The following is a 12,365-nucleotide window of genomic DNA, read 5'->3' as shown; positions in this document are numbered from 1 at the left end:
GCGCTTTCCTGATCATTTTTTGCTCTAATTCAGACAAAAGCTACAGCAAAGAACTTAAAACAGAAAAATGCTGCCGTCATACCGGGAAAATCTGTTATTGTGCCATCTTACATTTTTATTGACAAAGCCTAGTCCGTGCAGCGAATTCAGACCAGCATTTCCCCCGTAGCGCGGGTGCACCGGGCATCAGTTTCATGATATCCCGACCGTTGCCCCGCTTCTGCCGCAGGCACACCGTGACTTCCCGCCTGCTGCGGTTATGGTTTCTTGGGTCGTTGATTCATGTTTATGGTATAATAGAATCCAAAACAAATTTAAGTAAAGGCAGTTTACATCATGCAGAAAACATTATCCGCTGTAATTTGTGCATTAAATTCCCAATACATTCATTCTTCCCTCGCGCCTTGGTGCCTTCTGGCCGGAGTCAAGACGTACTGCGGCGAAGAAATCACCGCCCATGTAGTGGAGGGCACCATCAATGAAAAAACAGAACCGATAGCTGAACGCATTCTGGCCTGCAAGCCGCAGGCGGTCGGTTTTTGCTGCTACATCTGGAACATTCAGACAACCCTCGCGCTCGTGCGCAGAATCAAAAGAAGTCTGCCGGAAACAGTTGTCATTTTGGGCGGGCCGGAAGTTTCCTACCGGGCGGAGGCCCTGCTGAAAGAAGAACCACTGGTGCAGTATATCATTTCCGGCGAAGGGGAAAAGCCGTTTGCCCTGCTGCTCGACGCAATCCGCACAGGCGAAAGCGGCAAGGGCATTCCCGGCGTATGCTGCCGGGATGGAGAACGCATTTGGACCACGGAACCCTATACGCCGAAGGAGGACCCTCCAAGCCCTTACTCGCCGGAGTATTTTCAGGCGCTGAACGGGCGCATCGCATACCTAGAGAGCAGCCGCGGATGCCCATTTTCCTGCGCATTCTGCCTTTCCGGCCGGTGCGGCGGTGCACGGTTTTTCAACCTGGAACGCACCAAGCGGGAACTGCTTCTGCTGGCAAACAGCGGCACACAAACCGTGAAGCTGGTGGACCGCACATTCAACGCCAACCGGGAGCGTGCAAACGAAATTTTCCGCTTTATTATCCGGCATTACGGAACCGATATCCCGAAAGGCGTCTGCTTCCATTTTGAAATTGCAGGCGATTTGCTGGATGAGGAAACGCTGGAGATTCTCGCTTCGGCTCCCGTGGGCTCCATGCAGCTGGAAATCGGGCTGCAAAGTTTCCATGCAAAAACGCTGGAAACCATCCACCGGAAAACAAACGTGGAAAAATTGAAAGCCAATATTAAACGCCTGACGAATAACGCCAATATGCACATTCACATTGACCTTATTGCCGGATTGCCATACGAAGACTGGACCTGTTTCACAGAAAGCTTTAACACCGCCTATGCCCTGCACCCCAATATGCTGCAGCTTGGATTTTTGAAACTTTTATACGGAGCACCCATGCGCGAGCAGCCGGAGGAATACCCCTGCCGCTACGCGCCTGAGCCACCCTATGAGGTACTGGAAACGCCCTGGCTTTCGGCGGCGGAGCTGCTCTGCCTGCACCGGACGGAGGACGCGCTGGAGCGCCTTTCCAACAGCGGCCGATTCCCGCGCACACTGGACTACCTGTTCCGGCAAACCGGGTGGACTCCGTTTGAGTTGTTTACAAAATTCGGGGAATATGCCGCAGCAAAAGATAGAGTACAATAAAGTTCGCAATTTCGAGAAGGTATAGAAAAGCCATTGGGACTCCTTTAAAATGAATGGTGTCAAGACATTCAAAGAAGGAGTTGGCCCCAATGACTCAAGGAAAGAATAACACAGATCTTACGGAATTGCTACTGAAATGTATGGCGGAGCCCGACCCGATGCTCAGTATGCTGGAATGGCTCTGCGCTCAACTGATGGAGGCGGAGGTTTCCGGCCTTGTGGGAGCGGAAAAGAATGCGCATAATCCGTCTCGAAGCGACTACCGCTGCGGATATCGTCCCCGGAGGCTGGATACTCGCGTAGGGACGATGTATCTCATGGTGCCAAAGCTGCGCAGCCATGGATATATCCCGTTCTTTGTCACGGAACGCAAACGCAGCGAGGCGGCGCTGGTACAGGTTATTCAGGAGGCATTCGTGCAGGGCGTGTCCACACGGAAGATGGAAAAGTTGGCTCACAGTCTGGGGATAGAGAACCTCTCCCGCAGTCAGGTCAGTGAGATGACAAAAGGGCTCAATGAACAGGTACAGGAATTTCGCAACCGTTCTCTGACGGATACTCGTTATCCTGTCATTTGGACGGATGCCCTGTACGAAAAAGTCCGTATGGATGGCCGTGTCGTCAGCATGGCGGTGATGGTTGTCTGCGGCGTCAACGAGCAAGGGCACAGGGACATTCTCGCCGTGGAGCCGATGCTGGACGAATCCAAAGAGAGCTATTCCCAGTTGTTTCAAAGTCTTTTGGATCGCGGCTTGAAAACACCGCTGCTGGTGGTTTCCGATGCGAACAAAGGGCTGATTGCCGCCATCCGAGAAAGTTTTCCCGGCGCATCCTGGCAACGCTGCAAAGTGCATTTCATGCGAAATATTCTGGCCCATATACCGCAGAAAGAAAAAGAATCCTTTGCGGTCCAACTGAAAGAAATCTGGCTGGCGCCTTCCGTCCAATTAGCGCGACAGCGCGCAAAACAGTTGTCGGAGCAATATGGGAAGCGGTTTCCCAAAGCAATCGAGCTTCTGGAAGACGGGCTGGAGGACTCACTGGCTTTCTATGCATTCCCCGAGCTTGATGCCCGTAAAATCTCATCGACCAATATGCTGGAACGGCTGAACAAGGAAATCCGGCGCAGAACCAACGTCGTCGGGATATTCCCAAACAAAGATTCCTATCTGCGGTTGGTTACAACATATCTCATGGAATACGCTGAAGACTGGTCCGTTTCCAGAGCATATTTGAATCCCAAATCGATTCAGACACTTCTGCTAAGCGCAGCTTAATTCATTTCGTGGAGTCCCCAAATTGCGAACTTCTCTTGACATAGCCCAGCAAAAGGAACCCAGAAAATTTCGCTGGACGATTACACGGAACTTGTTTTCCGTTATTTCAGCGGGCAGAACGGGGTGGACCCCTTTGTGCTGCGTGACTGTATGGTATGCGACCGTCTGGCCACGAACGCTTCCGGCAAACTACCACCCGTTCTTCGCCGGAACGACCCGGAACTGCTTCGTGCCGTGAAGCGGCTGGAACAGGAAGACCTGACCCGTTCTCCGGACGGTGTCCGCCGCGGATACGCGATTCTTTACACGGAACATTGCGTGGTGCGCGCGGAATACCGCGACCAAAACCCCGTCACCGGGGAATATCCACTGACCCGTTTCCCCTTGCGCGAACCATCTGCACTGCATAGCCGGTAACGCAACTAGGAGTTCCCACACAACAAAAACAGCCGTGACCCATTTGCCAATGGGCCACGGCTGTTTTCTTACTAGTACAAGGAATCAGCTGCGGACGCTGTCCCTTAACTGAGCAGCTTCCGCCGCGAGCTTTTCAATCGCGTCAAAACGTTTTTCCGCAAGCAGATTTCCGGGGACAATCCAGCTGCCGCCGCACGCGACGACGTTTTTCAGCAGAAGGTAATCCTTCGCATTGGCAAGGCTGATGCCGCCGGTCGGCATAAATTTCATGCCTGCGTAAGGGCCGGCAAGTGCTTTCAGCATTTTTACGCCGCCCACAACTTCCGCCGGGAACAGCTTTACGGTCTTCAGGCCTTCCCGCATGCAGGCTTCCACCTCGGTCGGGGTAGCGCAGCCCGGAATAACCGGAACATGATGTTCCACGCACCAGCGCACCACTTCCAGATTGGTACCGGGGCTGATTACTGCTTTTGCGCCCGCTTCCACCGCACGGCGTGCGTTTTCCACATTCAGCACCGTTCCGGCACACACGCACATGCCGGGCACACTTTCCGCAATGGCGCGGATGGATGCTTCCGCCGCTTCGCTGCGGAAGGTAATTTCCGCAGCGGGCAGACCGCCCGCCTGCAGCGCCTTAGCCAGCGGTACTGCGTTTTCCGCAGTATCCATTTTAATAACGGGGACAATGCCAACCTCATGCAGTTCTGTAAAAAAATCACTCATTGATAAGCCACCCTTTCGTATGATACGGATTTTGCTTTGAATCCGCATCCGTAATCAACCGTTTGAACCTCCGCCCTCTTAATCGACGGATTCCTGTTTGTTTTCCCGCATAAAACGTTCCAACTTTTCCCGTGTGGGCAGTCCTTCATTGTCGCCCACACTCATAACCTGAATCGTACCAATGGCGTTGCCGCGGCGAACCGCTTCCTCCAGAGGAAGGTTTTCCATCACCGCGCTGATCACTCCAGCGGCGAAACCGTCGCCCGCACCCACGGTATCCACAATCTTTTCCGCCGGATACGCGGGGGACTGGAACCCACCTTCTTTGGTTGCAGCATAGGCACCTTTCGGTCCGGTTTTTACTATGACCGCCTTTGCGCCGCGCGCCAGGTAAAATTCGGTAATCGCTTTCGGGTCGTCCGTTCCGCAAAGGATTTTTCCTTCCTTGCAGCCGGGCAGAACATAATCCGCCAGCTCCGCCAGGCGGTTCAGTTCCCGCACCATGGTGGACGTGTCCGGCCAAAGGCTTGGGCGCAAGTTCGGGTCAAAAAAAATCGTCAGACCAGCTTCTTTCGCGCGCTTCATCAGGTGGTGTGCCGCTTCCTGCGTTGTTTTTGACAGTGAGGGTAAAATTCCCGTCATATGAAGGTACCCGTATTCAGAAAGATCCACTTTTTCCACATCTTCCACGGAAATGGTGGAAACAGCGGAATTTTTGCGGAAATAAAAGGTTTCCGGATCGCCGTGGCTGGTTTTACCTTTCAGCATAAATCCGGTGGAACGGTCGTCGCTGTAAGTAATCAGGGAGGTCCCGATTCCGTTTTGCTTCATCGTCTTGACAATCCGGTGACCAAATGGGTCATTGCCCAATTTGGTCATGTAACCCACCGAATGGCCAAGGCGCGAAAGGCCGACGGCAACGTTGAATTCCGCACCGGCTACGGCGGCGGAATAATGCGCTACATCCTCCAGCGATGCTTCCTCCTGCGCGATAAAGAGGCCCATCGGTTCGCCGACCAAAAGAAGTTTTTTACCCAAAAGATTTCCCTCCTGTTAGTAACCGGTGATTCCGTCGAAGACGGCAGTCAAAAGCCGCGAAAACACAGATGGAGCGGCGTTGGGGAACTGCTTGAATCAACGGCTGCTTAGATGGTTCGGGCCGGGCAGGGAAATACCCGGCCCGGTCCGAACCATTTTACCATCTTACCCCCGGATCAGGATAAGATCAGGGTTGTTTGCCAATGTATGCGAGGATACCGCCATCCACATACAGAATGTGTCCGTTTACAAAATTAGATGCGTCCGAAGCAAGGAAAACGGCAGGTCCCATCAGGTCATCCGTCTTGCCCCAGCGCGCTGCCGGAGTTTTGGAAATAATGAATTTATTGAACGGATGGTCCGGAGTACGCAGCGGAGCGGTTTGCGGAGTCTCAATGTATCCAGGTCCAATACCGTTACACTGAATATTATACTCGCCGTATTCGGAAGCAATGTTCCGGGTTAGCATTTTCAGGCCGCCTTTTGCAGCTGCATAAGCACTGACCGTTTCACGGCCAAGTTCGCTCATCATGGAGCAGATGTTGATGATCTTGCCATGGCCTTTTTTGATCATACCCGGAATGACCGCCTTGGAAACAATAAACGGCGCGTTCAGGTCAACATCGATCACCTGACGGAAGTCCTTTGCTTCCATTTCCAGCATTGGGATACGCTTGATGATACCGGCATTGTTCACCAGAATATCAATGGTGCCAACCTCTTCCTCAATCTTTTTGACAAGAGCCTGAACCGCGGCTTCGTCCGTTACGTCGCAGACATAGCCGTGTGCATTGATCCCTGCTTCTTTGTAAGAGGCAAGCCCTTTGTCCACCAATTCCTGCTTAATGTCGTTAAACACAATGGTTGCACCCATATTGGCATAAGCGGAGGCGATGGCAAAACCAATGCCATAGGAAGCGCCGGTTACCAGCGCGACTTTTCCGTCCAGGCGAAAGCTTTCATTTGAAATCATAATTGTTCTCTCCTTCTTCTATCTAAATTATACTAAAAAAGATCACCGTAAATCTGTGTTGGCAATGTCGTCCATATCATCGAAGGCCTGATTTTCGCCGCCCATGGCCCAAATGAACGTATAGTTGGAGGTGCCGCAGCCAGCATGAATGCTCCAAGAAGGATTGATGACCGCCTGCTCATTCTGCATCACAATGTGGCGGGTCTGATTGCCTTCGCCCATCATGTGGAATACCACGTTTCCTTCCGGAATATTGAAGTACGTGTAGATTTCCATACGGCGTTCATGCGTATGGCAGGGCATAGTGTTCCAAACACTGCCCGGTTCCAGGCAGGTCATTCCCATGGAAAGCTGGCAGGTTTCCAGCACATCAGGGTGAATAAATTGGTTGATGACGCGCTTGTTCGCGGTTTCTGTGGAACCCAGCGGGCGTTTGTTTGCGTCCTTAATGGAAATAAATGTGGTTTTGCAGGCTTTGTGTGCCGGTGCGGAAACCATGTAGAATTTAGCCGGTTTGTTCGGGTCTTTGCTGGAAAACAGAACCTGCTTGGTGCCCTTGGTTACATACAGGCAGTCTTCGAAGCCCATGTCGTAGGAAACCCCGTCCGCCTGAATCACGCCGTCGCCGCCGATATTGAAAATACCGATTTCACGGCGTTCCAGGAAATAGTTTGTCCCAAAGTTTTTCCAGCAGTCAATTCCTTTTTCAATGGAGACGGTTTCCTTTACCGGCATGCACCCCAGGGTTACCATGCGGTCCACATGGGAGTAGACAGCAACCACCTGGTCAGGTTGATAAAGGTTTTCAATCAAAAATTCCTTGCGGATTTCCTCAGTGGTGTAACGCTGAAAATCCTTTTGATTGGCAGAATAGCGAATGTCCATTTTAAACTCTCCTTTTCGGTTTAATTTATTCGTCTGTACCGGATTCCGGCTGGAAGTAATCCCGGAGTTCGGTGTGAATACGGGTCTGCAGGCGGTGGATTCCGCCGTTGAGATGCTTTTCAATCAGGGGCTGTACTCCTTCGGGACGGCGCTCGTGAATCAGCTGAAACAGTTCCTTGTGCTCTTCAATTATAGCGGGCAGGTTCTGCACCGCCACAATGTCCAGCATGCGGAACCGAGTGTAATCGACCTCGGATTTCTGAATCAGTTCCCAAAGCATATTGTGCCCTGCCGTTTTGAACCATACCTCGTGAAACTGCGAATCCAACTCATAAAATCGGCTCATATCAAGGTCTTTCTCTTCCATCAGCACCATTTGCTTCCGGATGATATAGCGCAGTTTTTCTTCCAGCAGAGGCGTGCAGAGAGGAATAAAATCACGCAGGACGGCGCTCTCCACAGCAATGCGCATGTAGATGATCTGTTCGATGTCGTTAAAATTCAGCAGTGCCACAAACGAACCTTTATAAGGAACGATATTCATAAGCCCTTCGCCGCTCAAGCGCTGCATAACCGAACGAATCGGCGTGCGTGACACCGAAAAGCGTTTGCATAGTTCGTTTTCACTGATGGATTGCCCCGGCTTCAATTTTAAATGGAGAATTTCTTCCTTCAAGCACCGATAAATATATTCGCTGCTGTTTACCGGAATATTTTCCAATTAGCATACCCCTTATATCTTGTGGTGTGATTTCTTTCCTATGTATCCAGATTACCACGTTGTATTCAAAAATGCAATTTGGATACAAGCAAGAATTTCACGCTGCCATTTTGTATATTTTTAAAACGGAGTCTTCAGCTTGCTTTTTCTTAGCATCCCATTCCAGTTCCGGGGTATTCCGGTACAAAGACTGTTTCTGCAAATTCTGCCTAAAAACAGCAGGCTATGACTTGCTCTCATCCAGACTTCGCGGTCCTGCTCAAAACCAAATCGATAGAAAAAATGGCAGCCGTAAAATGAAAGGAATCCCTACATCTTGCGGCTGCCACCCATTACAGCGTTACGCCATCCTTGAAAATTGCCACGTCGCGCTTGTCAAGCGCTTCGGATTTTGCCTGTGCTTCGCCGGAAGCCACACGCAGAACCAAATCAAACAGTTCGTCGGTAACCTCCTCCATCGAAGCGCCGGAAAGCAGCCGACCCGCATCCAGATCAATCCACTTGCTCTTCTTCTCTTTCAGCGCGGTATTGCTGGAAATTTTCAGAGTCGGAACCGGGCACCCGAACGGTGTGCCCCGCCCAGTGGTGAACAAAACCATATGCGCGCCGGAAACTGCAGTCGCCGTCGCCGCCACCAGATCGTTGCCGGGGCCCTGCAGAAGGTTAAGCCCTTTCTTTTGCAGTGGATCGCCATAGCGGAGAACGTCCCGCACCAAAGCGGTACCACCTTTTTGCACACAGCCGAGTGACTTGTCCTCCAGCGTAGTGATGCCGCCCGCCTTGTTGCCGGGTGACGGATTGGAGTCAATCTCTTGTCCGTAGCGCATAAAATAAGATTTAAAGTTATTAATCAAATCCACGGTCTTGTGGAAAACTTCCTCGTTTTCGCACCGGTTCATCAGGATGGTTTCCGCGCCGAACATTTCGGGAACCTCCGTCAAAATGGTGCTGCCGCCCTGTGCAATCAGGCGGTCGGAGAAGGAACCCACCAGCGGATTCGCCGTGATGCCGGAAAAGCCGTCGGAACCACCGCATTTCAGGCCTACAATCAGTTCGGAAGCACTGCATTCCTCCCGAGTAAAGGAGGAAGCATAGGCGCACAGCTCGCGCATCAGTACAAGCGCAGCTTTCACCTCATCTTCGTGGTCCTGGCAGTTCATAAACTTGACTCGGTCAGGATTCCAGCTGCCCAAAACCTTTTTCAATTCGTCCAGGTTATTGTTTTCGCAGCCAAGGCCGAGCACCAGCACTGCGCCGGCGTTCGGGTGGCGAATCAGGCCGCAGAGCGCTTTCTGCGTATTCAGCTGGTCGTCGCCCAGCTGGGAGCAGCCGTACGGATGGCTGTACGCCGTAATTCCGTCCAGCGCGTCCGTCTTGAACTGCTGCGATTCTTCCTCAATCTTCTTGGCAATCGCGCTCACGCACCCAACGGTTGGAATAATCCAGACCTCGTTACGGATGCCAACGCTGCCGTCCGCCCTGCGGTAACCCATGAAGGTTTTCGGAGCAATCGGCTTAAGCGGTTTGCCGTTCGGATGATATTCATATTTCAGCAGGCCGCCCAGCTTTGTTGCCACACAATGGGTGTGCACCCATTGCCCGGGCAGGATATCCCGGACCGCGGTGCCAATGGGGAACCCGTATTTTACAATATCCGCCCCGGCGGGGATTTTTTTCAGCGCAATCTTATGACCGGCCGGAATGTACTCCGCCGCGGTCAGTTGTTCCCCAACCGTCTCCCCTTTGGAAATCGGTTCGATTGCCACTGCAACATTATCGGATGTATGAATTCGATAAATTTTACTAATCATGGAATACCTCTTACTCTTTGATTTCATCCATGACAGACGCCATGGCAGAAATCGGGTCCTTCTTCAAACGTTCCAGATCTTTGGCAACGGTATCGGTAAAGTCCTTGTACTGGTTCAGGTCCTCGCCCCAGAATTCCTTCTTACCCGCCAGCAGCTGGGCGAATTCACGGGTTGGCAGGGACTTGCTGTTCGCGGCAAAGAAGTCCAGAACCGCCTTGTCATCGCGGATCGGATAAGGCTGGCCGTCGCGGGTGCCCTCCAGCATTCCATCCTTCAGATTATCAGAGGTATAAAACGCTGCCAGCGCCGCAAATGAGAAAGTAAGCAGACGCGGGATCTTGCCGGTTGCCTGGTAAACATCACGGAAAGTCGGCAGAATTCTGGCTTTCCACTTGGAAACAGAGTTCAGAGCAATGGAGAGCAGTTCGTGCTTCACAAACGGATTTTCATACCGCTCGAATACGGAATTTGCGAAAGCAACCGCCTCTTCCCGCGGCAGTTTTACAGTTGGAACGATTTCCTTCATCACAATGGTGTCCATATAGCTGCGGATGAGGCTGTCTTCCATGCAGTCCAGAACAATATTCTTGCCCATCAGGTACGAAGCAAGCACCGTTGCCGTATGGGCGCCGTTCAGAATGCGGACCTTACGCTCACGGAACGGGCGCTGGTCCTTGGTGAACACCACGTGCATCCCTGCCTTATCCAGCGGGAATTCCGCAGAAATATCCTTTTCGCTTTCAATCACCCAAAGGGCAAACGGCTCGCAGGTATCCAGCAAATCATCCTCATAGCCGAGCTGTTCCCAAAGCTTTTCAGCTTCTGCTTTCGGGTAGCCGGTTACAATGCGGTCTACCAATGTACTGCAGAAAATATTATTTTCTTTCACCCAGGCGGTAAATTCCGCACCGAGCTTCCACTGGTCGGCCAGCTTCAGCACGCATTCCTTCAGCTTGCCGCCGTTGTTTTCAATCAGCTCCACCGGCAGAAGAATCAGGCCCTTGTCCGCAGCGCCGTTGAAATGACGGAAACGCTCATACAGAAACTTGGTCAGCTTGCCCGGGTAAGATTTCGGCGGCTCCGCTTCAAATCGATCCTCCGGGTCGTACACAATGCCAGCCTCCGTAGTGTTGGAAACCACAAAGCGGAGGGAATCCAGGTGAGACAAAGCCATGAAATCGCCGTACTCCTCGCCGCTGTCGACCACTTTCTGCACAGAAGTAACCACACGGTTTTCCTCGTACTTTTTGCCATTCATCTTTCCGCGCATGGATACGGTGTAAAGATTATTCTGTTCATGAAACCGATTCAGGCTACCGAATGGAATCGGTTTTACAATCGCAACATCACCGTTAAAAACGCCCTTTTCGTTTGCAACGTCAATCATATAATCCACAAAGGCGCGCAGGAAGTTTCCCTCGCCGAACTGAACCACTTTAATCGGTCTTTCTATACGAGTATAGAGCTCATTAATTTTTTTCATGGTGTCTCCTCCTGTAAAATTGTAAGTGCTTACAATTACGTATTCTATCACGTCGCTTTTAAAAGTCAATAGACTATCCAATAAATAAAAAAATTTAGTTAGTATTGATTTTATTGGTGCATAATGTTATAATTTTGGATGAAAGTGCTTACATTATTGTATGTGAAAAATATGAAGATATCCGTATATAAAATCAATATTAGATATTAATTGAAAATCATATTTTTCGACGGGCGGTTTGGCACACCGCAGAATTCCGCAAGCCAGCGCCGGTCAAAACGTTTGGCCGGTCCGAAAGGATCACCCTGATTATGAACATTTATGACATTGCCCAGCGCAGCGGAGTTTCGATTGCCACCGTATCGCGCGTGTTGAATGGCGGCAAAAACGTAAGTCAGAAAACCCGCGAAAAAGTGCTCTCCGTTATGCAGGAGGAAGCATACACCCCAAATGCATTTGCGCGGGGATTGGGCCTGAATACAATGAAAATGGTCGGTATCCTTTGTACGGACGTTTCCGACACCTTTTATGCCAAAGCCGTTTCCCTGGTGGAGGGCAACCTGCGCCGCCACGGGTTTGACGTGTTGCTCTGCTGTACGGGCAGCCGGCTGGAGGACAAAAAAAAGTATCTGGAACTACTGCTGCAAAAGCGCGTGGACGCCGTCGTTCTAATCGGCTCTGCCTTTCAGGAAAATACGGATAACTCTCACATTGGCGCAGCATCCAAACAGGTTCCCGTGGTTATCATCAACGGTCTTGTGGAACTGCCGAATGTCTACTGCGTTCTCTGCGACGAAAAGGAGGCGCTCACCCGCAATGTGGAACTACTTTACCGGCAGGGAAGCCGCCGGATTCTGTATTTATATGATACACTGACTTACAGCGGCTGCCAAAAGCTTGCCGGCTACCGGGAAGGCTGGCGCAGCTGTGGGCTTCCCGAAGAAGATCTTCTGGCTGTTCAGGTGAACAAAAATCTAGAGGAAGTACGCAGCAAGGTGAAGTCCCTGCTGGAAAACGGAGAATCATTCGATGCTGTGCTCGCTTCCGAAGATCTGCTGGCAGTGGGCGCACAAAAGGCGCTCGCGGGCAGGGGACTGACTCTGCCGATTATTGGCTTCAACAACTCTGTTTTGGCACAATGTGCTTCCCCCTCCCTGTCCAGCGTGGATAATATGTTAGACACACTCTGTCCCACCGCGGTCAATCTGCTGATGGATCTTCTGGATGGCAAACCGGCGCCGCACAAAATTCTTCTTTCCGCACAGCTTACAGAGCGGGAAACATTTCGTATGGACTCTACTCCCCATGTATAATCGCGCTGGAAACTGAT

At 51.4% G+C, this 12,365-nt stretch carries 11 protein-coding genes; 4 read left to right on the top strand and 7 right to left on the bottom strand.

Going from position 1 to position 12,365, the window contains the following annotated elements; translation table 11 throughout:
• Positions 1-336: 336 nt before the first annotated feature.
• The 3 genes from ACSVDI_RS03425 (at position 337) to ACSVDI_RS03415 (ending at position 3,401) form a co-directional block, all read left to right on the top strand.
• Positions 337-1,707, top strand: coding sequence for a DUF4080 domain-containing protein (locus ACSVDI_RS03425; RefSeq protein ID WP_457944751.1), 1,371 nt, complete (start codon positions 337-339; stop codon positions 1,705-1,707).
• Between the two features lie 89 nt (positions 1,708-1,796).
• Positions 1,797-2,984, top strand: a complete 1,188-nt coding sequence (locus ACSVDI_RS03420; protein ID WP_135661204.1) for an IS256 family transposase — start codon at positions 1,797-1,799, stop codon at positions 2,982-2,984.
• Between the two features lie 135 nt (positions 2,985-3,119).
• Complete coding sequence (locus tag ACSVDI_RS03415) at positions 3,120-3,401, top strand: hypothetical protein (protein ID WP_457944750.1); 282 nt, start codon at positions 3,120-3,122, stop codon at positions 3,399-3,401.
• Between the two features lie 84 nt (positions 3,402-3,485).
• Here the strand turns inward: ACSVDI_RS03415 and eda are convergent, their stop codons facing one another.
• The 7 genes from eda to ACSVDI_RS03380 all read right to left on the bottom strand — a co-directional run bounded on the left by eda (position 3,486) and on the right by ACSVDI_RS03380 (position 11,035).
• Entirely contained in the window at positions 3,486-4,124 is a 639-nt protein-coding gene (gene eda, locus ACSVDI_RS03410) for a bifunctional 4-hydroxy-2-oxoglutarate aldolase/2-dehydro-3-deoxy-phosphogluconate aldolase (RefSeq protein WP_457944748.1), read from the bottom strand.
• Between the two features lie 78 nt (positions 4,125-4,202).
• Positions 4,203-5,162, bottom strand: coding sequence for a sugar kinase (locus ACSVDI_RS03405; RefSeq protein ID WP_457944747.1), 960 nt, complete (start codon positions 5,160-5,162; stop codon positions 4,203-4,205).
• Positions 5,163-5,349: 187 nt separating this feature from the next.
• A complete protein-coding gene (locus ACSVDI_RS03400; RefSeq protein WP_457944745.1) occupies positions 5,350-6,135 on the bottom strand; it encodes a gluconate 5-dehydrogenase in 786 nt (261 codons plus the stop codon).
• Positions 6,136-6,177: 42 nt separating this feature from the next.
• Entirely contained in the window at positions 6,178-7,020 is an 843-nt protein-coding gene (gene kduI, locus ACSVDI_RS03395) for a 5-dehydro-4-deoxy-D-glucuronate isomerase (RefSeq protein ID WP_457944743.1), read from the bottom strand.
• A gap of 25 nt (positions 7,021-7,045) precedes the next feature.
• Positions 7,046-7,741 (bottom strand): GntR family transcriptional regulator, encoded by a 696-nt coding sequence (locus ACSVDI_RS03390; RefSeq protein ID WP_457944741.1) that lies wholly within the window; start codon positions 7,739-7,741, stop codon positions 7,046-7,048.
• A 332-nt stretch (positions 7,742-8,073) separates the two neighbouring features.
• On the bottom strand, positions 8,074-9,549 hold the full coding sequence (locus tag ACSVDI_RS03385) for a UxaA family hydrolase (protein ID WP_457945594.1): 1,476 nt from the start codon (positions 9,547-9,549) through the stop codon (positions 8,074-8,076).
• Between the two features lie 13 nt (positions 9,550-9,562).
• The gene (locus ACSVDI_RS03380; protein WP_457944740.1) at positions 9,563-11,035 is read right to left on the bottom strand and encodes a tagaturonate reductase; all 1,473 of its coding nucleotides are present in this window, start codon (positions 11,033-11,035) and stop codon (positions 9,563-9,565) included.
• A gap of 311 nt (positions 11,036-11,346) precedes the next feature.
• Here ACSVDI_RS03380 and ACSVDI_RS03375 point away from each other — a divergent pair, with 311 nt between their 5' ends.
• A complete protein-coding gene (locus ACSVDI_RS03375) occupies positions 11,347-12,348 on the top strand; it encodes a LacI family DNA-binding transcriptional regulator (protein ID WP_457944739.1) in 1,002 nt (333 codons plus the stop codon).
• Positions 12,349-12,365 lie beyond the last annotated feature (17 nt).

This window comes from Caproiciproducens sp. LBM24188, from assembly GCF_054130445.1.
This window is presented reverse-complemented; position numbering and strand designations above follow the sequence as displayed.

Bases quoted from the DNA above. Each gene is read 5' to 3' on its own strand.
- ACSVDI_RS03380 (WP_457944740.1), bottom strand. From the start codon at position 11,035: ATGAAAAAAATTAATGAGCTCTATACTCGTATAGAAAGACCGATTAAA.
- eda (WP_457944748.1), bottom strand. From the start codon at position 4,124: ATGAGTGATTTTTTTACAGAACTGCATGAGGTTGGCATTGTCCCCGTT.
- ACSVDI_RS03400 (WP_457944745.1), bottom strand. From the start codon at position 6,135: ATGATTTCAAATGAAAGCTTTCGCCTGGACGGAAAAGTCGCGCTGGTA.
- kduI (WP_457944743.1), bottom strand. From the start codon at position 7,020: ATGGACATTCGCTATTCTGCCAATCAAAAGGATTTTCAGCGTTACACC.
- ACSVDI_RS03375 (WP_457944739.1), top strand. From the start codon at position 11,347: ATGAACATTTATGACATTGCCCAGCGCAGCGGAGTTTCGATTGCCACC.
- ACSVDI_RS03420 (WP_135661204.1), top strand. From the start codon at position 1,797: ATGACTCAAGGAAAGAATAACACAGATCTTACGGAATTGCTACTGAAA.
- ACSVDI_RS03425 (WP_457944751.1), top strand. From the start codon at position 337: ATGCAGAAAACATTATCCGCTGTAATTTGTGCATTAAATTCCCAATAC.